This is a genomic window from Phenylobacterium sp., assembly GCF_030693625.1.
Lineage (GTDB): Bacteria > Pseudomonadota > Alphaproteobacteria > Caulobacterales > Caulobacteraceae > Phenylobacterium > Phenylobacterium ferrooxidans.
On the sequence record NZ_JAUYAF010000018.1, the window covers coordinates 72,625 to 89,356 of the forward strand.

18 protein-coding genes are annotated in these 16,732 nt (G+C 69.3%); 6 read left to right on the forward strand and 12 right to left on the reverse strand.

Going from position 1 to position 16,732, the window contains the following annotated elements; all coding sequences use genetic code 11:
- Nucleotides 1–21: 21 nt before the first annotated feature.
- Together purD and Q8N10_RS02870 are read left to right on the forward strand one after the other, a co-directional pair.
- A complete protein-coding gene (purD, locus tag Q8N10_RS02865; RefSeq protein ID WP_304777026.1) occupies nt 22–1,299 on the forward strand; it encodes a phosphoribosylamine--glycine ligase in 1,278 nt (425 codons plus the stop codon).
- A gap of 102 nt (nt 1,300–1,401) precedes the next feature.
- Nucleotides 1,402–2,475, forward strand: coding sequence for a phosphotransferase family protein (locus tag Q8N10_RS02870; RefSeq protein ID WP_304777027.1), 1,074 nt, complete (start codon nt 1,402–1,404; stop codon nt 2,473–2,475).
- Here the strand turns inward: Q8N10_RS02870 and lpxK are convergent.
- The 5 genes from lpxK to Q8N10_RS02895 are packed head-to-tail and all read right to left on the reverse strand — an operon-like array spanning nt 2,465 to nt 8,206.
- The gene (lpxK, locus tag Q8N10_RS02875; RefSeq protein ID WP_304777028.1) at nt 2,465–3,475 is read right to left on the reverse strand and encodes a tetraacyldisaccharide 4'-kinase; all 1,011 of its coding nucleotides are present in this window, start codon (nt 3,473–3,475) and stop codon (nt 2,465–2,467) included. The two genes, Q8N10_RS02870 and lpxK, sit on opposite strands and share 11 nt — an antisense overlap.
- A complete protein-coding gene (locus Q8N10_RS02880; RefSeq protein ID WP_304777029.1) occupies nt 3,472–4,734 on the reverse strand; it encodes a 3-deoxy-D-manno-octulosonic acid transferase in 1,263 nt (420 codons plus the stop codon). The genes lpxK and Q8N10_RS02880 overlap by 4 nt, the downstream gene beginning before the upstream one ends.
- Nucleotides 4,731–5,702, reverse strand: a complete 972-nt coding sequence (locus tag Q8N10_RS02885) for a cation diffusion facilitator family transporter (protein WP_304777030.1) — start codon at nt 5,700–5,702, stop codon at nt 4,731–4,733. Before Q8N10_RS02885 ends, Q8N10_RS02880 begins: the two co-directional genes overlap by 4 nt.
- 30 nt (nt 5,703–5,732) lie before the next feature.
- Nucleotides 5,733–6,434 carry a lysophospholipid acyltransferase family protein gene (locus Q8N10_RS02890; RefSeq protein ID WP_304777031.1) on the reverse strand — a complete coding sequence of 234 codons (702 nt, stop codon included), beginning with the start codon at nt 6,432–6,434 and terminating at the stop codon, nt 5,733–5,735.
- Nucleotides 6,431–8,206 (reverse strand): ABC transporter ATP-binding protein, encoded by a 1,776-nt coding sequence (locus Q8N10_RS02895; RefSeq protein WP_304777032.1) that lies wholly within the window; start codon nt 8,204–8,206, stop codon nt 6,431–6,433. The genes Q8N10_RS02890 and Q8N10_RS02895 overlap by 4 nt, the downstream gene beginning before the upstream one ends.
- 88 nt (nt 8,207–8,294) lie before the next feature.
- Here Q8N10_RS02895 and Q8N10_RS02900 point away from each other — a divergent pair, with 88 nt between their 5' ends.
- The 3 genes from Q8N10_RS02900 (at nt 8,295) to Q8N10_RS02910 (ending at nt 9,996) form a co-directional block, all read left to right on the forward strand.
- Nucleotides 8,295–8,639: a VOC family protein gene (locus Q8N10_RS02900; protein ID WP_305663863.1), complete on the forward strand. Its 345-nt coding sequence runs from the start codon at nt 8,295–8,297 to the stop codon at nt 8,637–8,639.
- A 72-nt stretch (nt 8,640–8,711) separates the two neighbouring features.
- Nucleotides 8,712–9,377 carry a beta-lactamase hydrolase domain-containing protein gene (locus Q8N10_RS02905; protein WP_304777034.1) on the forward strand — a complete coding sequence of 222 codons (666 nt, stop codon included), beginning with the start codon at nt 8,712–8,714 and terminating at the stop codon, nt 9,375–9,377.
- 4 nt (nt 9,378–9,381) lie between these two features.
- Nucleotides 9,382–9,996, forward strand: coding sequence for a DUF1287 domain-containing protein (locus Q8N10_RS02910; RefSeq protein WP_304777035.1), 615 nt, complete (start codon nt 9,382–9,384; stop codon nt 9,994–9,996).
- Here the strand turns inward: Q8N10_RS02910 and Q8N10_RS02915 are convergent.
- The 6 genes from Q8N10_RS02915 to Q8N10_RS02940 form a co-directional block, all read right to left on the reverse strand.
- Nucleotides 9,993–10,232 (reverse strand): DUF4170 domain-containing protein, encoded by a 240-nt coding sequence (locus Q8N10_RS02915; RefSeq protein ID WP_304777036.1) that lies wholly within the window; start codon nt 10,230–10,232, stop codon nt 9,993–9,995. The genes Q8N10_RS02910 and Q8N10_RS02915 overlap by 4 nt on opposite strands.
- 21 nt (nt 10,233–10,253) lie before the next feature.
- Nucleotides 10,254–11,048, reverse strand: a complete 795-nt coding sequence (locus Q8N10_RS02920; RefSeq protein WP_304777037.1) for a 3'(2'),5'-bisphosphate nucleotidase CysQ — start codon at nt 11,046–11,048, stop codon at nt 10,254–10,256.
- Complete coding sequence (locus Q8N10_RS02925) at nt 11,045–12,376, reverse strand: TldD/PmbA family protein (protein WP_304777038.1); 1,332 nt, start codon at nt 12,374–12,376, stop codon at nt 11,045–11,047. Before Q8N10_RS02925 ends, Q8N10_RS02920 begins: the two co-directional genes overlap by 4 nt.
- 70 nt (nt 12,377–12,446) lie before the next feature.
- Nucleotides 12,447–13,859, reverse strand: a complete 1,413-nt coding sequence (locus Q8N10_RS02930) for an alkaline phosphatase (protein ID WP_370690193.1) — start codon at nt 13,857–13,859, stop codon at nt 12,447–12,449.
- Between the two features lie 172 nt (nt 13,860–14,031).
- Complete coding sequence (locus tag Q8N10_RS02935; RefSeq protein WP_304777040.1) at nt 14,032–14,439, reverse strand: MAPEG family protein; 408 nt, start codon at nt 14,437–14,439, stop codon at nt 14,032–14,034.
- Nucleotides 14,440–14,505: 66 nt separating this feature from the next.
- On the reverse strand, nt 14,506–16,032 hold the full coding sequence (locus tag Q8N10_RS02940) for a UbiD family decarboxylase (protein ID WP_304777041.1): 1,527 nt from the start codon (nt 16,030–16,032) through the stop codon (nt 14,506–14,508).
- 92 nt (nt 16,033–16,124) lie between these two features.
- Here Q8N10_RS02940 and Q8N10_RS02945 point away from each other — a divergent pair, with 92 nt between their 5' ends.
- Nucleotides 16,125–16,352, forward strand: a complete 228-nt coding sequence (locus tag Q8N10_RS02945; RefSeq protein ID WP_304777042.1) for a hypothetical protein — start codon at nt 16,125–16,127, stop codon at nt 16,350–16,352.
- On the opposite strand, the gene Q8N10_RS02950 is transcribed toward Q8N10_RS02945, so the two are convergent.
- Nucleotides 16,349–16,693, reverse strand: a complete 345-nt coding sequence (locus Q8N10_RS02950; RefSeq protein WP_304777043.1) for an MmcQ/YjbR family DNA-binding protein — start codon at nt 16,691–16,693, stop codon at nt 16,349–16,351. The genes Q8N10_RS02945 and Q8N10_RS02950 overlap by 4 nt on opposite strands.
- Nucleotides 16,694–16,732: the final 39 nt, after the last annotated feature.

The following is a 16,732-nucleotide window of genomic DNA, read 5'->3' on the forward strand; positions in this document are numbered from 1 at the left end:
TCTATCGGGCGAAAGCGCATCATGAACATCCTCCTCGTCGGTTCGGGCGGGCGCGAACATGCCCTGGCCTGGAAGATCGCGGCCTCGCCGCTCCTGGGGCGCCTGGTGATCGCGCCCGGCAACCCCGGCATGACGGCCCTGGGGGAGCTGAGGCCGATCAAGCCCAATGACGTGCCGGCCCTGGTGGCCCTGGCCCGGGAGATCGCCGCCGACCTGGTGGTGATCGGGCCCGAGGTCTCCGTCGAGGCGGGCCTCGCCGACGCCCTGGCCGAGGGCTCCATTCCCTGCTTCGGGCCGGTCGCGCAGGCCGGCCAGCTTGAGAGCTCCAAGGCCTTCACCAAGGCCTTCTGCGACCGTCACAGCCTACCAACCTCGGCCTATGGCGTGTTCGAGGACGCCGCCATGGCCAAGGCCGCCCTCGCCGGCTTCAAGCCGCCCTACGTGATCAAGGCCGACGGCCTCGCGGCCGGCAAGGGCGTGGTGATCGCCGAAGACCTGACGACCGCCGAGGCCGCCATCGACGACGCCCTTGGGGGCCGGTTCGGAACCGCTGGCGCACGGGTGGTGATCGAGGAGTTCCTGGTGGGCGAGATCGGATCGCTGTTCGCCCTGTGCGACGGCAAGACCTCGATCCTGTTCGGCGGCGCCCAGGATCACAAGCGGGCCTATGACAACGAGCAGGGGCCCAACACCGGCGGCATGGGCACCTATTCCCCCGCGCCGGTCTTCACCCCGGCCCTGATGGACCAGACGCGCGAGCGCCTGGCCGAGCGCGCCTTCGCCGGGATCGCGGCGGAGGGGGCCCCCTATCGCGGCGTGCTGTTCGTGGAGCTGATGGCGACCGCGGACGGTCCCAAGCTGGTGGAATTCAACGTCCGGTTCGGCGATCCCGAGTGCCAGGTGCTGATGCTGCGGCTGGAGAGCGACCTGGTCCCCTATCTGCTGGCCTGCGCCACCGGGACCCTGGACCAGATGCCCGCGCCCGTGTGGCGCGACGAGGCGGCCATGTGCGTCGTCATCGCCGCCGAAGGCTATCCCGACGCCCCCAGGACCGGGGCCGCCATCACCGGGGCCGAGCAGGACTTCGGCCCGGACGTGGTGGTCTTCCACGCCGGGACCTCGCGGGACGGCGACGGAACGCTGCGGGCCAGCGGCGGCCGGGTGCTGAATGTCTGCGCGCGGGGGCCCAGCCTGCAGGCGGCCCGCGACAGGGCCTATGCGGCGGTGGCCCAGATCCAACTGCCCGGCGGCTTCCACCGCTCCGACATCGGCTGGCGCGTGCTGGGCAAGACCGCCTGATCTTCGAAGTTCCGGTATGAAGATCGCCTCTTGCCTTGCCGTCAGGGCTGGGGGGTCGGTATGGTGTTTTCAAACACGCGTAAGAGAACAAGGGGAACGCCCATGGCCGAAGTCACCGAGCAGGCGCGCGAGCAGCTCAACACCGGCACCAAAGAGGTCGTGGAGAGCCACAAGTTCGACGAAGCCGCCCTGGCCGCCTGGATGGAAGCCAATGTCGCGGGCTATGCCGGGCCCCTGGAGGTCCGTCAGTTCAAGGGCGGGCAGTCGAACCCCACCTACCAGCTGGTGACCCCGAACAAGAAATACGTCCTGCGCCGCAAGCCGCCGGGCAAGCTGCTGCCCTCGGCCCACGCTGTGGACCGCGAGTACAAGGTGATCACCGCCCTGCACACCACCGGTTTCCCGGTGGCCAAGTCCTGGGGCCTGTGCGTCGACGACAGCGTCATCGGCACCATGTTCTACGTGATGGACATGGTGGAGGGCCGCATCCTCTGGGATCAGAGCCTGCCCCAGTACGAGCCGGCCGAGCGCCACGCCATCTACATGGCCAAGCTCAAGACCCTGGCTGACCTGCACAACACCGACCACGAGGCCATCGGCCTGGGCGACTATGGCCGGCCGGGCAACTATATGGGCCGTCAGGTCGATCGCTGGACCAAGCAGTACAAGGCCAGCGAGACCGAGCACATCGAGGAGATGGAGCGGCTGATCAAGTGGCTGCCCGAGAGCCTGCCTGAGCAGGAGCGCACCTCCGTCGTGCACGGCGACTACCGCCTGGACAACATGGTGCTGCACGCCACTGAGCCGCGGGTGGTGGCGGTCCTGGACTGGGAGCTCTCGACCCTGGGCGAGCCCCTGGCCGACTTCACCTATCTGCTGATGAACTGGGTCAATGGCGGCATCTCGGCTATCCCCGACCTCAAGGCGCACGGCATCCCGACCCTGGACGAGTACGTCGCCGAATACTGCCGGCTGACCAACCGCGAGGCCCTGCACGACCTCAACTGGTTCTTCTCCTACAACATGTTCCGGCTGGCCGGGATCTGTCAGGGGATCGTGGGCCGCGCCCGGGACGGTACGGCCAACAGCCCGCAGGCCGCCGCCATGGCCCTGCGCGTGCCGCAGCTGGCCAAGGCCAGCTGGGCCTACGCCCAGAAGGCCGGCGCTAAGGTTTAAGGGCTAGGTCCAGCAGCGCCTCGAGGGCGGCGTCGTCCTCGAACACCGCTGCGACCGGCCAGGCGCTGATCTTCGCGCGCCACGCCGGCGGCAGGCGCGCCCAGTCCTTTTCGGTGGTCACCAGCCCCGCACCGAAGGTCGCCGCGCGGTCGGCCAGGGCCTGCAGGGTACGTTCGTCATAGGCCCTGTGGTCGGGGAAGGGCGCGAAGTCCTTCAGGTCGCATCCCGAAGCCTCGAGGGACCGCTCCACCTTCCACGGCTTGCCGACGCCGGCGAACCCGACCTGCGGCCCTGACGGGGGCGGGGCCGTGGGCGCCAGCCGGGCGATCAGCACGGGCTTGCCGGCGAACACCGCCACCAGGTCAGGATCGGGCGCCTCCACGTCCGACGGCAGCATCAGGATCACCGCGTCGGCCCGGGCCAGACCGACGGCCAGGGGCTCGCGCAGAGGACCGGCGGGGAAGACCGCCCCGTCACCGAGCGGCCATTCGTTGTTGCGAGTCTCGCCGTCCACCACCACCAGGGACAGGGTCTTCTTGATGGAGGGGTTCTGGTGGCCGTCGTCCATCACCACGGCCTGGGCGCCGGCCCAGGCGGCCGCCAGGGCGCCGTTGGCCCGGTTGCGCGAGATCCAGATCGGCGCGTCGCCGGCCAGCATCAGCGGCTCGTCGCCCACCTGGGCCGCCGTGTGCCCGGTCGGGTCCACCTGCACGGGCCCTTCAAGGGATCCGCCATAGCCCTTGGACAGTCCATGCGCATCGACGTGCCGCGCGCGCAGACGCCTCAGCAGTTCACGCACCACGGGGGTCTTGCCCGTGCCCCCGGCGGTGAGGTTGCCGACGCAGATCACCGGCACGCCGGGGTCGATGGGGGTGGTCTTGGCGATCCGCCGCGCCGTCACCGCCGCCCAGATCCAGGACAACGGTGTCAGCAGGGCGCGGCTGACGGGCGCCGGGGCGTGGTCGCGAACGTACCACCAGCGGGGCGTGGACAGCTTCATGCCGGCAGCAGGGGTTCGAGCAGGGCCATGGCTTGGTCCAGGGCCCCGCCCTGGCGGTCGGCATAGGCCAGGGCGGCCTCGCCCATCCGGCGGCCGATGTGCGGGTAGGTGTCGAGACCCCTCAGATGCCGGGCCAGGTTCGTGCTGTCGGCGGCCTCGATGGCGGCTGCCTGGGCGAAGAGGTCGGCATAGAGGGATGCGGCGTTGAAGGTATGGGGCCCGGTCAGGATCGGCTTTTCCAGGCGGGCCGGCTCCAGGGGATTGTGGCCGCCGATCCCGGGCAGGAAGCCGCCGCCCATCACCACCACGTCCGCCAGGCTGTAGAGCAGCCCCATCTCGCCGAGGGTGTCGGCCACATAGGCGGTGGTCTTGGCCGTCAGGGGCTCGCCTGCCGCCCGCCGGGCGACTTCGAAACCGGCCAGCAGGCCCGCGATCGCTTCGCCCCGCCCGGGGTGTCGAGGCGCGATCACCAGCAAGGTGTCGGCCAGCTCAGCCTGCCGGAACCCCTCGATGACGATCTCGTCCTCGCCCGGATGGGTGTTGGCGGCCAGGACCACGCGGCGATCGCCGACCGCTGTCTTCAGGCGCGCCAGTTCTGCGGCGTCGACGGGCAGGGCCTCGCCCACCGTCTTGAGGTTCAGCAGCTGGCTCGTGCGCGCGCCGAGGCGCTTGAGCCGCATCTGTGTCTCGGTCTCCTGCGGCGCGATCAGGTCGAAGGCGTCTAGCACCAGCTTGGCGGCGGCGGGGACCTTGGCCCAGCCCTGGGCGCTGCCCTCCGTCATCCGGGCGGAGAGGAGGGCCAGTTTCACCCTACGCTCATGGGCGCCAAGGATCAGGTTGGGCCAGAGCTCGCTCTCCACCAGGACGCCAAGGTCGGGCTCCCAATGATCGAGGAAGCGGCGCACGGCGCCCGGCGCGTCCAGGGGGATGTACTGGTGGATCACCTGGGCGGGCAGGCGTTTGGCCAGCAGCTCGGCGGAGGTCCGTGTGCCCGAGGTGACCAGCAGCGCCAGTTCCGGCCGCCTGGCCTTCAGGGCGCTGACCAGGGGCAGCAGGGACATGCTCTCGCCGACACTGACCCCATGAAGCCAGACCAACCGGCCCTCGGGGCGGGTGACGTTGGCGTGGCCCAGCCGCTCCCCCAGCCGCGCGGCGTCCTCCTTGCCGGCCTTCACCCGCCGCGCCAGCAGGGGCCCGGCGAGCGGTTCCAGAAGACCCAGGGCGGCGGCGTAGAGCTGGAGGGAGAGCGGGCGTCTCACACGGCTTCCGCGGGCGAGAGCCGGCAGACCTCGGTCCCGCCGGTCTCCACCTGCAGGGTGCAGTGGCCGATCTTGAACCTCTTCTCGAGACCCTCGCAGGCGGCGTGCAGGAAGGCGTCGCCGTCAGGGTTGTCGGGTCGCGTGACGTGGGCGGTCATCGCCGTCTCGGTGGTGCTCATCGCCCAGACGTGCAGGTCGTGGACATCGGTGACGCCGGGCAGGGCGGTGAGCCAGCCGCGCACCTCGGCCACATCGATCCCCTTGGGCGCGGCGTCGAGGGCCAGGTTCACAGAGTCCTTCAGCAGGCCCCAGGTCCCCAGGACGATGACCCCGGCGATGACCAGGCTGAGCGCCGGGTCGATCCAGCCGAGGCCGGTCAGGGCCATCGCGCCTGCGCCGATCACCACCGCCAGACTTACGGCTGCGTCGCTAGCCATGTGCAGGAAGGCCCCGCGGACATTGAGATCGTCGTGGCCGCGCATGAACATAAGGGCCGTCGCCGTGTTGATCACCACCCCGATGGCCGCGACGATCATCACCGGCGCGGTGGCGACATCGGCGGGCTCGGCGAAGCGGCGCACGGCCTCGGAGACGATGACGCCTACCGCCACCAGGAGGAGGACGGCGTTGGCCAGCGAGGCCAGGATGGTGGCCTTGCGCAGGCCGTAGGTGCGGTTGGCCCTGGGCGCCCGGCGGGCCAGTACGGTCGCGCCCCAGGCCAGTAGCAGGCTCAGCACGTCAGAGAGATTGTGGCCGGCGTCGGCCAGCAGGGCCAGGGACCCGGACCACAGGCCCGCGGCGACCTCGGCCAGGACGAACGCGAAATTCAGCCCCACCCCGACGGCGAAGGCGCGGCCAAAGTCCTTGGGCGCATGGCTGTGGCCGTGGCCGCCATGGGCATGGCTATGCCCGCCGTGATCGTGATGATCATGGTCCTGGTGGTCATGATGCGAGTGATCGTGGGCCATGCCCCTATGTCTCACCCCGTGCGCGTCGGATCAATCCGCCGACACCCTCGCCTCGGCCTGACGGGTGGCCGCCGACAGCCTGGCCGCCCAGTCGGCGGTGAGCGCCTCGATGGCCGCGTCGTCGGCGTCGGCCGGAACGTAGTAGGGCCCCTCCCAGATCGCCGAGCCCCGGCCGAAGGGGGCGGCGACCATGGCGGTGTCCCAGCTCCCCAGCCGTTTGGCGGGAGAGACAGCCAGGCCCACCAGCAGCACCGGCGCGCCCGTGCGCCGGGCGATCTGCAGGGCCCCAGGCGCCATCACCTCGTTGGGACCGCGGGGGCCATCGGGCGTGACGATCAGCACCCCGCCGCCCTTCACCCAGGACATGGCCTCGCGGAAGGCGGCCACCAAGGCGCGGGCCTTGGCCGAGTCGCCCTTCTTGGCCGAGGAGGCGCGGATGGAGGGGAAGCCGTTGTGAGCCATGGCCTGGGCGAAGAACTCCCCGTCGGCCGAGGGCGACACCAGGCAGTGGGCGAGCTTGGATTGTTTCAGGACCGGGGCGATGGTCAGGGCCACCGGGATGCGGCCGTGCCAGAGCAGGGCGATAACCCCTGGCTCGGCGCTCAGCACGGGGTTCACCGCCGCGAGGTTCTCGTGGCGCCAGCGCACGCTGTGGCGGATCAGGCTCATATAGCCGGCCAGGACCCAGCCCAGGAAGGCCTGAACGGCTGGGCGGCGGATGAACTTCTTCACGCGGCGGTCTCGGCCTCGAGGTCCTGGCTGCGGGCCAGGCGCGCATAGAGGCCGCGCTTCTTGATCAGGGAATCGTGGTCGCCGGTCTCCACGACCTGGCCCTTGTCGATCACATAGATGCGGTCGGCGCCGCGCACGGTCGACAGGCGGTGAGCGATCAGAATGGTGGTGCGTCCGGCCATCAGGCGGGCCAGGGCGGCCTGGACCTGGGCCTCGCTTTCGGTGTCGAGCGCGCTGGTGGCCTCGTCCAGCAGCAGGATGGGGGCGTCCTTCAGGAAGGCGCGCGCGATGGCGATCCGCTGCCTCTGGCCGCCCGACAGTCGGGCCCCGGCCTCGCCCACCAGGGTGTCGTAGCCGGCGGGCAGGGAGAGGATGAAGTCGTGAGCGGCGGCGGCCCTGGCGGCGGTCTCGATCTCCGCCTGACTGGCGTCGGGACGCGCATAGGCGATGTTGGCGCGGATGGTGTCGTCGAACAGGAAGGGTTCCTGCGTCACCAGGGCGATCTGGGCGCGCAGGGAGGCCAGGGTCACGTCGCGGATGTCCACGCCGTCAATGGTCACTCCACCGTCGGTGGCGTCGTAGAAGCGGGGGATCAGGTTCAGGATGGTGGTCTTGCCGCCCCCGGAGGGGCCCACCAGGGCGACGGTCTCGCCGCGGCGGACCTCCAGGGTCACGTCCCGCAGGGTGGGCGGACCGCCGGCATAGGCGAAGCTGACGCCCTTGAAGCAGATCGTGGTCTCGCCGCGGGGCAGGGGGGCGGCCCCCGGCTGCTCCCGCACTTCGGGTTCGACGTCCAGGGCGGCGAACAGGCGGCGCGCCGCGCTCATCCCCTCGGCCATCACCGTCGCCAGGTTGGAGAGCTGGCGCAGGGACTGGGAGGCCAACCCCAGGGCCAGGAGGAAGGCCATGAAGGCCCCGACGTTCATGTCGCCCGACTGCGAGCGCCAGCCGGCATAGGCGATGACGGCCGCCGTGATCAGGGTCATCACCAGCTCGGTGGCCGGGGCGGCGCGGGCCCGCGCATTGGCACCCTTCACCAGATGCTTCTGGCGGCGCTGCACCACCTCGGCGACCCGGGCCTCCTCGTAGGATTCGCGGTTCTCGATCTTCACCACCCGAACCCCGTCCAGGCTTTCCATGATGGCGGTGGAGAGGGCCGAGGTCTCGGCCATGGCTCCCTTGGCGGCCTTGGTGGTCTTCTTGGAGAACCGGCGCATGATGAAGCCGGTCAGGGGGGCGGCGGCCACCAGGGTCAGGGACAGCAGCAGATCGTTGGAGACCATCACGGTGATGGCGCCGATCACCGTCAGGGCGTGCTGGGTGTAGTTGATCACCCCGGACGTGGCCGCTTCCCGGATCAGGCTGGCGTCATACAGCACCGACGAGACATAGGCGCCGGAGTGCTGGGTCCGCAGGTGGGCGAGGTCGGCGCGAACCAGCTTGCCGAACAGCTGCACCTGAACATCGCCCACCACGGCGTTGCCGATCTGGTTGACCAGGGAGGCCTGGATCACCTGGGCCAGCGCCCGGCCGATGGCCAGGGCGGCGATGGTCAGGGGCACCATCACCAGGGCGCCGGGCTTGTGGTTGACCAGCAGGTCGTTGATCGCCGGCTCGAAGATCTGAACCAGCTTGGCCGACAGCGCCGCCACGGCGATGGCGGCCAGCATGGCGCAGGTCCAGGCCTTCCAGCGGGGCCGCATATAGACCCCGGCGATCCGCGCGATCAGGGCGCGGGCCGAAAGCTCGGGCTCGGTGGTAGGCGCGGTCATCATCCTGGGGTCGGCTGTCAGGGACGGGAAGTCAAGCTTCCGGCGATGCGCTAAGATGCGGCGCCGCATGGATGAGGGGGTGCGCCAGATGAAGATCTACGGACTGCGGATCTGGGTCGATGACATGGCGGCCGCCAGGCGATTCTATGGGGAGACCCTGAGTCTGACAGCCAAGTGGGACATGGAGATGGCGGTCGGCTACGACCTCGGGATCGACTTGATCGTCGAGCGCGACGACGGGAGCCATGAGGACGAGAACCTGGTGGGCCGCTTCGTCGGGACCTCGATCCAGGTGGACGACATCCAGGCGACCTATGAGGCCCTGAAGGCCAAGGGCGTGCCCTTCCTGGGACCGCCGGAGAAGATGCCGTGGGGCGGGACCCTGGCCCACTTCAAGGATCCGGCGGGCAATACGCTCACCCTGCTGCAATAGCTGGGACCACCCGCCGCGCTTCCGTTTGGCGGCGTCACGGCCTAGTTAGGGGCCGAACACCCGGAGCCCCCCTTGGCCGACTTCGATCTCTCCACGCCCGGCGGGCGGATTTCCACGACGCTGAACTATCTCTGGAACGACCACGCCTATCTGCGGCTGGGCTTCTCCAACGCCCACTGGATCAGCGACGAGCTGGTGCGCACCAACCAGCCCTGGCCGTTCCAGCTGGCGGCGTGGAAGCGCCGCGGCGTCAAGACCATCATCAACCTGCGCGGCGGGTTCGACGCCAGCTTCCACGCCCTGGAGAAGGACGCCTGCCAACGGCTCGGCCTGACCATGGTGGACTTCACCATCACCAGCCGCGAGGTCCCCAGCCGCGCGCGGGTGCACGGCGCGAAGGCGCTGTTCGAGACCATCGAGTACCCAGCGCTGATGCACTGCAAGTCCGGGGCGGACCGGGCCGGGATCATGAGCGTCTTCTACATGCACTTCCGGCAGGGCAAGACGATCGGTGAGGCCCTGGAGCAGCTGTCGCTCAAGTACCTGCACATCAAGCAGGGCAAGACCGGGGTGCTGGACTACACCTTCGAGCGCTACCTGGCGGAGGGTGAACCGGCCGGCCAGACCTTCCTCGAATGGGTCGACAGCCCCGCTTACGACGAGGCCAAAATAAAGGCCGATTTCCGCAGCCAGATGTGGGGCCGGCTGCTCACCGAGGGCCTGCTCAAACGGGAGTAGAACCATGCCCACACGCCGCGCCCTGATCGGTGGCCTGATGGCCGCGCCGGCCTGGGCTCAGGCGGCGGGTGACCCGGGCGAGGCCCTGGCGCGGGCGGCTCGCGCTCAGGTGGGCGTCACCACCGGCTATGACCCGGCCTATGTGCGGCTCGCCTATCCGGGGGGCGATGTCCCGCGGACCACCGGGGTCTGCTGCGACGTGGTGATCCGCGCGGCCCGCGACGCCTGGAGGGCGGACCTTCAACAGCTCATCCACGGGGACATGACCCGACACTTCGGCGCCTATCCCCAGGCCTGGAGCCTGGCCAAGCCTGACACCAATATCGACCATCGCCGGGTGCTGAACCTGGAGACCTATTGGGGGCGGATTGGCGCCCAGATCTGGCGCGCCAGGCGGCCGGCCTTCGGGCGGGGATTCCCGGAGCCTCTGGCGGTGGGCGACATCCTGACCTGGCGCCTGCTGATCGGCGACCGGCCGCATGTGGGGATCGTCACGGCCACCGGCGGGCTCACCCGCGTGGTCCATAACATCGGCCAGGGCGCGCGGGAGGAGAGCCTCGGCATCCTCCTGCAGCTCAAGCCGGTGGGCCACTATCGCTGGCGGCCGCGCCCGGCCTAGTGGTCGTGATGATCGTCCTTGTCGGGCTCGAGCAGCTTGTGGGCGTGGATGATGAAGTATCGCATCAGGGCGTTGTCCACCGTCGACTGGGCCTTCATCCGCCACGCGGCGACCGCCTCGGCGTGGCTGGCGTAGGCGCCCACCAGATCGACCTTGGTCAGGTCGCGAAAGGTATTGTGCTCGAGGTCTTCAAGTTCGCCACCGATGACGAGGTGCAGGAGCTGCTTGTCGGGCATGGCTGAGGTTTCCGAAGTGAATCAATTCCTCAAGGCGATATGCCCGACGCGGTTAAGGATCAATGGCGCCAGTCGCGGCGCGGCGCAGACGAGGCTGGACTGCGAGGGTTCTGCGCGATTGTAGGCGAAGGGGCGGCCAAGATGATCCCCGCAATAGGCGCCGGCCTCGCGAGCGATCAGATCGGCGGCGGCCAGGTCCCAGTCGCTTTTGCGCACGATGGCGATGGCCGCGTCGAAGGCGCCCGAGGCCACAAGGCACATGCGGTAGGCCGTCGAATTGCGGGCCTCGATCCGCATGGCCGGCCAGGCCTGTGGCCAGGAGGGATGCTCGAACATCCGCTGGTCGCCGATCATGCCGCAGCCCTCCACCAGGTCGCAGGCGCTGGCGCGGATCAGCTCCCCGTTCATGTGCGAGCCCTGGCCGGCGACGGCGGTGTAGGTCTCCTCGACATCAGGCGCGAAGACCACGCCGGCGATCGGCAGACCATCCTCCACCACGGCGATGGAGACCGCCCACCAGGGCCGGTCGCGAATGAAGGCCCGGGTGCCGTCGATGGGGTCGACGACGAAGAGCCGGCGATTGGACAGTCGGTCGGTGTTGTCGGCGGTCTCTTCCGACAGCCAGCCATAGTCCGGCCGTGCGGCGCGCAGGCGTTGGGTCAGCAGCGCGTCGGTGGCGAGGTCGGCGTTGGTGACCTGGGTGTTGTCGGACTTGATCTCGACGCTCAGGCCCTCGTCGCGCATGCGTACCGCAAGGCGGCCGGCCTCCAGGGCCGCGGCGACGATCAGCTCCAGATCGGCGCCCGCATCGGTCATTTCCCGGCTATGGCCAGTCCGTCCACGAGGATCGACGGCGCATTGGCCGAACCCCGGAACTCCAGGTCCGATCCGGGGATCAGGCGGGCATAGATGTCGATCAGGTTGCCGGCCACGGTGATCTCAGCCACCGGATAGGCCAGGACGCCGTTCTCGAACCAGAAGCCGGCGCAGCCCACTGACCAGTCGCCGGTATTGCCGTTGAGCGAGGGGCCGAACATCGAGGTGATCAGGACGCCGCTGCCGGCGTCGGCCATCAGTTCCGCCTGGGTCTTGGTTCCGGGCTGCAGGGTCAGGTTGGTGGTGGAGACGCCCGGGGGACCCGCGAGTCCGCGCGAGGCGTGACCGGTGGTGTTCAGGCCCAGCTGGCGGGCGGAGGAGGAGTTCATCAGCCAGGTGCTGAGCACGCCGTCGTCGATCAGGTTCCAGGCGCGATTGCCCACCCCCTCGTCGTCGAAGGGCGAGGAGCCCAGGCCGCGCACCTTGTGCGGGTCGTCGGTGACGTTGATCCCCTTGGAGAAGACCTGGGCCCCCAGCCTGTCCTTCAGGAAGGAGTTGCCCCGCGCGATGGCGGGACCGGAAATGGCGCCGATCAGCGGACCGATCAGCGACATGGCCAGGCGGTTTTCGAAGATCACCGGGGCGGTGGTCGAGTTGATCTTGCGGGCGCCCAGCCTCGCCGCCGCGCGGCGTCCGGCCTCCGCCCCGATGCTCTCGGGCGTCGGCAGGTCGGCCTGCCAGCGGGTGGAGCGGCCGTCATAGCCGCCTTCCATCTCGTCGCCGTCGCTGGCGATCACCGAGACGCCGATGGAATAGCTCGAAGCGCGATGAACGCCGGAAAAGCCGCCCGAGGTCACCAGCCGCCATTGGCCCGAGGAGGTGGAGGCCGATCCGCCGTCGGAGTTGGCGACGCGGGGCATGGCGCGGCCGGCCTCCTCGGCGGCGCGGGCGCGATCCTCCAGCTGCTCCGGCGTCGGCTCGGAGCTGTCGTAGAGGTCGAGGTCCGGGAAGGGGCCTCGCGCCAGGCGGCTGGCGTCGGCGAGGCCGGCATAGGGGTCCTCCGGCGCGAGACGGGCCATGGCCACGGCGCGTTCCACCAGCTTGGCGCGGGCCTCGGCCGAGACGTCGGAGCCGGAGACGGTGGCCTGCTGCTTGCCGACGAAGACCCGCAAACCAAGGTCGCGGGACTCCTCGCGCTCCACCTCTTCCAGCTTGCCCAGGCGGACATTGATGCTCAGGGCGGCGCGCTCGGCGCCGACGGCTTCAGCGGCGTCGGCGCCGGCCTTCAGGGCGGCGGCGACGACATCGGCTAACAGGCTCTCTTCCATCCCGTGGATATGGCCGGGCGCGGGCCCCGGGGCAACCCTGACGTCGTCCAGTCCGGAAGCGGGGCCGCCCCTAGGGTTTGGCGGCCCGCTTCGGCGCCCGGATGCCGAGGGCCTCGCGCATGACCTCGAAGATGTCGGTCTGGTCGATCAGGCCGCCCAGGCGATCGGCCCCCGGTCCCTGGGCGTAGGCGGCGACGTCCTCCCCCGTATGGGCCGCGCTGTTCATCTGAATGCCGGCCGGGGCGCGATAGCCGGGTGCCAGCGTATTCACCGTCGTGGGGTCGACGCGGCTCTCCCCGGCCTTGGGACCGCCTGGACCCGTCTGATAGTTCAGGATGCCGTAGGCCTTGCCGTCCCCCGCCAGCCTGGGCTTGCCCTGCGCGTCAGTGACCAGGCCCAGGATCGGGCTATCGCGGTGTCCGCCGTTGATTGTCAGGCCGTGGCTGTGATCGGCCGTCACCAGGATCAGGGTGTCGGCCCGGTCGGTCATGGCCAGGGCCTGGTCGATGGCGGCGTCGAACTCCACGGTCTCGTTCAGGGCGTCGCGGACCAGGCCGGCGTGGTGGGCCTTGTCGATCAGTCCGCCCTCCACCATCAGGAAATAGCCCTTGGGGTTCTGGGACAGCAGCGAGATCGCGGCCTTGGTCATGTCCGTCAGGCGCGGCGCCTGGACCGGGCGGCTGCTCTCGCGGGCCATGCTTTCTCCGGCGAACAGACCCAGAAGGTGGCGCGTTCCCTTGGGCAGCTTGGACAGGCCCTCGGCGGTGTCAACGAAGGCCGCATTGGGCCGCCTGGCCCATTCCCGCGTCAGGTCGCGGCCGTCGAGCCGCTTGGCCGGGGTGAAGAAGGTCGCCCCGCCGCCCAGGGCCACGTCCAGCCTCATGGCTTCGGGGGCGTCCACCAGTTGGCGGGCGATATCGACGCATCCCTCGGCGGCGGCTTCCTTCGGCATGGCGAAGTCCCCTTGCCAGCTGCGGGCGCTGGTATGGGCGTAGAGCGCCGCCGGCGTGGCGTCGGTGATGGCCGCGGTGCTGACGGCGCCCGTCGACATTCCTCGCTGCTTGACCAGTTCGGCCAGGGTGTCGACCCGGCCGGCGATGGCCGACGCACAGCTCTGGCGATTGACGGTCGCGTCGACACCCAAGGCGCCGTTGATGGTCCGCACCCCGGTCATCATGGCCGAGGCGCCATTGGCCGAGTCGGTCACCAGGCTGTCGGCCGAATAGGTCTTCACCAGGGCGAGGTTGGGGAAGCGTTCAAAGGTCAGCCGGTTCGAGGCGCCATCGACCCCCCGCAGCTGACCCTGATAGATGCGCGCGGCCGTGAGGGTCGAAACCCCCATGCCGTCGCCGACGAACAGGATGACGTTGCGAGCCTTCTGCGGCTCCGCCGACTGGGCGGCTCCAACGAGGGAGAGGCCGACAGCGAGCGCCGCCCCCGCGCTAACAGCGCGTCGAAATCCGAAGGAAGTCCTCACGTCCATCCACTCCCAGACCACCGGCCTCTGTGAAGGGCCGCCGGTCTTTGGAGCCGACAACCCGATCTGGATCTCATCGGCCAGATTGATCACACCCGGATGACGGCGGACGCGATTGGTCGGTTCTTAGGCGCAGGACATCCATCGGCGGCTTGGCTTGCGCCGGATGCAAGGCCCGCTAGGCGATGGCGTAGAACAGCAGGGCCACGCCGATGAACACATAGGCGACCCAGGTGGCCAGGACCCCGATGACCCGGGGGAAAGATGTCCCGCCGCTGTTGGAGAGGCCGATGGCGTGCAGGCAGCGGCCTGTGAACATCACAAAGCCCGCCAGGTGAATGGCCAGGCTGGGCGCGCTGACCAGGGCCAGGACCGCGATCCCGCACATGGCGGCGGGGATGTACTCGGTCGCGTTGCCGAAGGCGCGGATGGCCTGGGCCAGCTCGGGGATGCCCTCGTCGCCCAGGGCCACCTTGTGCTTCTGCCGCTGGCGCACCACCAGCAGGGACAGCACGAGCAGCAGGAACAGGTGCAGCCCGACCCAGAGGGCGGCGGCGTTGCCCGAGAACGATGTTACGGCGTCCATGGTGTCACTATCCCCGATATGCGGCGGCAGTTGGGGTGGAAACGCCCCAAAGGGCAACCCCTGCCGCTATTTGACCGGCGCGCCGCCGCCCGGCAGCCCCAGCCGGGACCATTTCTCGCTCACCAGCTTCACGGTCGCCTCGTCCATGCCGAGCTTCTCGCCCCACTCGCGATGGGTCTCGGGGGGCCATTTGTTGGTGGCGTCCAGGCCGACCTTGGACCCCAGCCCGCTCTCGGGCGAGGCGAAGTCCAGATAGTCGATGGGGGTGCCCTCGATCAGGGTGATGTCGCGGGCCGGATCCATGCGGGTCGACAGGGCCCACATGACGTCCTTCCAGTCGCGGGCGTCGATGTCGTCGTCCACGACGATCACCCACTTGGTGTACATGAACTGCCGCAGATAGCTCCAGACGCCCATCATCACCCGCTTGGCGTGGCCCGGGTAGGCCTTCTTCATGGAGACCACGGCGATGCGGTAGGAGCAGCCCTCCGGCGGCAGCCAGAAGTCGACGATCTCCGGGAACTGCTGGCGCAGCAGGGGGATGAAGACCTCGTTCAACGCCTCGCCCAGCACGGAGGGTTCGTCCGGCGGCCGGCCGGTGAAGGTGGTCAGATAGATGGGGTTCTTCCGCATGGTGATGGCGCTCACCTGGAAGATCGGGAACTGCTCGACGGAATTGTAGTAGCCCGTGTGATCGCCGTAGGGGCCCTCATCGGCATATTCATCAAGAAGAACGTGGCCCTCGATGACGATCTCGGCGTTGGCCGGGACCATCAGGGGGACGGTCTTGGCGGGGACCAGCTCCACCTTGGCGCCGCGCATCAGGCCGGCGAACTGGTACTCCGAAAGGGTCTCTGGGACCGGTGTCACCGCGGCCAGGATGGTGCCGGGATCGGCGCCGATCACCGCGCAGGCGGGCAGGGGCTCGCGCTTGCCGGCGCTCTTCCAGCGGCGGTGGTGCTGGGCGCCCCCGCGGTGGGCCAACCAGCGCATGAGGGTGCGGTCCTTGCCCAGCAGCTGCATGCGGTAGATGCCGAGGTTGTAGTCGTCCTCGCGGTCCTCCGACGGACCCTTGGTCACCACCAGGGGCCAGGTGATCAGGGGCGCGGGCTCGCCGGGCCAGCAGGTTTGAATAGGAAGCTTGTTCAGGTCGATCTGGTCGCCGGTCCAGACGATCTCCTGCACCGGCGCCTTCTTCACCGTGGCCGGGCGCATGGACATCACGGTCTTGGCCAAGGGCAGCATGTCCCAGGCGTCCTTCAGGCCGCGCGGCGGCTCGGGTGCGCGCAGGAAGGCCAGCAGTTCGCCCACCTCGCGCAGCTCGGCGGCGGTGGTGCGTTCCTGGTTGTCCAGGGTGACCCCCATGGCCACGCGTTTCACGGTGCCAAACAGGTTGACCAGGCAGGGCATGCCCGAGGGCTCGCCGTCGGCGCGGGTGACGTTCTCGAACAGGACGGCCGGGCCACCGGTGGCCAGCAGGCGGCGCTGGATCTCAGTCATCTCGAGAACCGACGAGACGGGCTCGGCGACGCGCACCAGTTCCCCGGCGGCCTCCAGCTTGGCGATGAAATCCCGCAGGGACCGATAGGCCATGTGCTCTCCGAAATCAGTTGGCCGGAAGCTAGGGCCCGCCCCCGCCTCTGTCACCCTTTGCGGTGCGGGGCGGGCGGGGTAAAATCAAACCCATGAAACGCCTCGACCTCGACGACATGCCCCCCAAGCTCGCTCAGATGCTCACCGGCCTCGCCGAGGGCGAGGAACTGCTGCTGGTGCAGGGCGGCATGGTGGCCGGCCACCTCACCGGCGGGGCGCCGGTGGCCAAGGCGGGCGAAGGCGAGCCGCCGCCCCCACCCGAGGAGCAGGCCAAGGAAATCTTCGAGCAGTTTCGCTCTATGATGGAGGACGACTTCTAGGCCTTGGCGGCGTCGAATTCCTTGATCAGCTTCTTCGGCGCGATCTGCCGCCACTTGCGCTCCAGGAAGCCGCGGAACGAGCCGGGGTGCAGAGTCTCGATGCGGGCCAGCACGCTGGGATAGTCCTTGTAGTGCGGGGTGATGTGGAAGGTCGTGGGCTCGGCCTCCATCAGCATGTCGCGCTCGTCGAAGCTGACGCCCATCAGCACCACGCTCTGGTCCTCGCCGCGCAGGCGGGTGAAGAACTTGCCGTTCACCTTGTAGGCGGGCGCGCCGTAGGACTCGCCCTCCTCGGCGCCGGGAAACGACAGGATGATCTCGCGCATCTCGTCGGGCGTCATGGGAGTCTCCGTGCTTCAGGCGAGGCTCGCCCCAGGCGC

What these genes read in the sequence shown, in the direction of transcription:
- Q8N10_RS02900 (WP_305663863.1), top strand. Translation starts at nt 8,295, where the DNA reads ATGAAGATCTACGGACTGCGGATCTGGGTCGATGACATGGCGGCCGCC.
- Q8N10_RS02930 (WP_370690193.1), bottom strand. Translation starts at nt 13,859, where the DNA reads ATGGACGTGAGGACTTCCTTCGGATTTCGACGCGCTGTTAGCGCGGGG.
- Q8N10_RS02935 (WP_304777040.1), bottom strand. Translation starts at nt 14,439, where the DNA reads ATGGACGCCGTAACATCGTTCTCGGGCAACGCCGCCGCCCTCTGGGTC.
- Q8N10_RS02895 (WP_304777032.1), bottom strand. Translation starts at nt 8,206, where the DNA reads ATGACCGCGCCTACCACCGAGCCCGAGCTTTCGGCCCGCGCCCTGATC.
- Q8N10_RS02910 (WP_304777035.1), top strand. Translation starts at nt 9,382, where the DNA reads ATGCCCACACGCCGCGCCCTGATCGGTGGCCTGATGGCCGCGCCGGCC.
- Q8N10_RS02915 (WP_304777036.1), bottom strand. Translation starts at nt 10,232, where the DNA reads ATGCCCGACAAGCAGCTCCTGCACCTCGTCATCGGTGGCGAACTTGAA.
- Q8N10_RS02940 (WP_304777041.1), bottom strand. Translation starts at nt 16,032, where the DNA reads ATGGCCTATCGGTCCCTGCGGGATTTCATCGCCAAGCTGGAGGCCGCC.
- Q8N10_RS02920 (WP_304777037.1), bottom strand. Translation starts at nt 11,048, where the DNA reads ATGACCGATGCGGGCGCCGATCTGGAGCTGATCGTCGCCGCGGCCCTG.
- Q8N10_RS02945 (WP_304777042.1), top strand. Translation starts at nt 16,125, where the DNA reads ATGAAACGCCTCGACCTCGACGACATGCCCCCCAAGCTCGCTCAGATG.
- Q8N10_RS02870 (WP_304777027.1), top strand. Translation starts at nt 1,402, where the DNA reads ATGGCCGAAGTCACCGAGCAGGCGCGCGAGCAGCTCAACACCGGCACC.
- Q8N10_RS02885 (WP_304777030.1), bottom strand. Translation starts at nt 5,702, where the DNA reads ATGGCCCACGATCACTCGCATCATGACCACCAGGACCATGATCATCAC.
- lpxK (WP_304777028.1), bottom strand. Translation starts at nt 3,475, where the DNA reads ATGAAGCTGTCCACGCCCCGCTGGTGGTACGTTCGCGACCACGCCCCG.
- Q8N10_RS02925 (WP_304777038.1), bottom strand. Translation starts at nt 12,376, where the DNA reads ATGGAAGAGAGCCTGTTAGCCGATGTCGTCGCCGCCGCCCTGAAGGCC.
- Q8N10_RS02950 (WP_304777043.1), bottom strand. Translation starts at nt 16,693, where the DNA reads ATGACGCCCGACGAGATGCGCGAGATCATCCTGTCGTTTCCCGGCGCC.
- purD (WP_304777026.1), top strand. Translation starts at nt 22, where the DNA reads ATGAACATCCTCCTCGTCGGTTCGGGCGGGCGCGAACATGCCCTGGCC.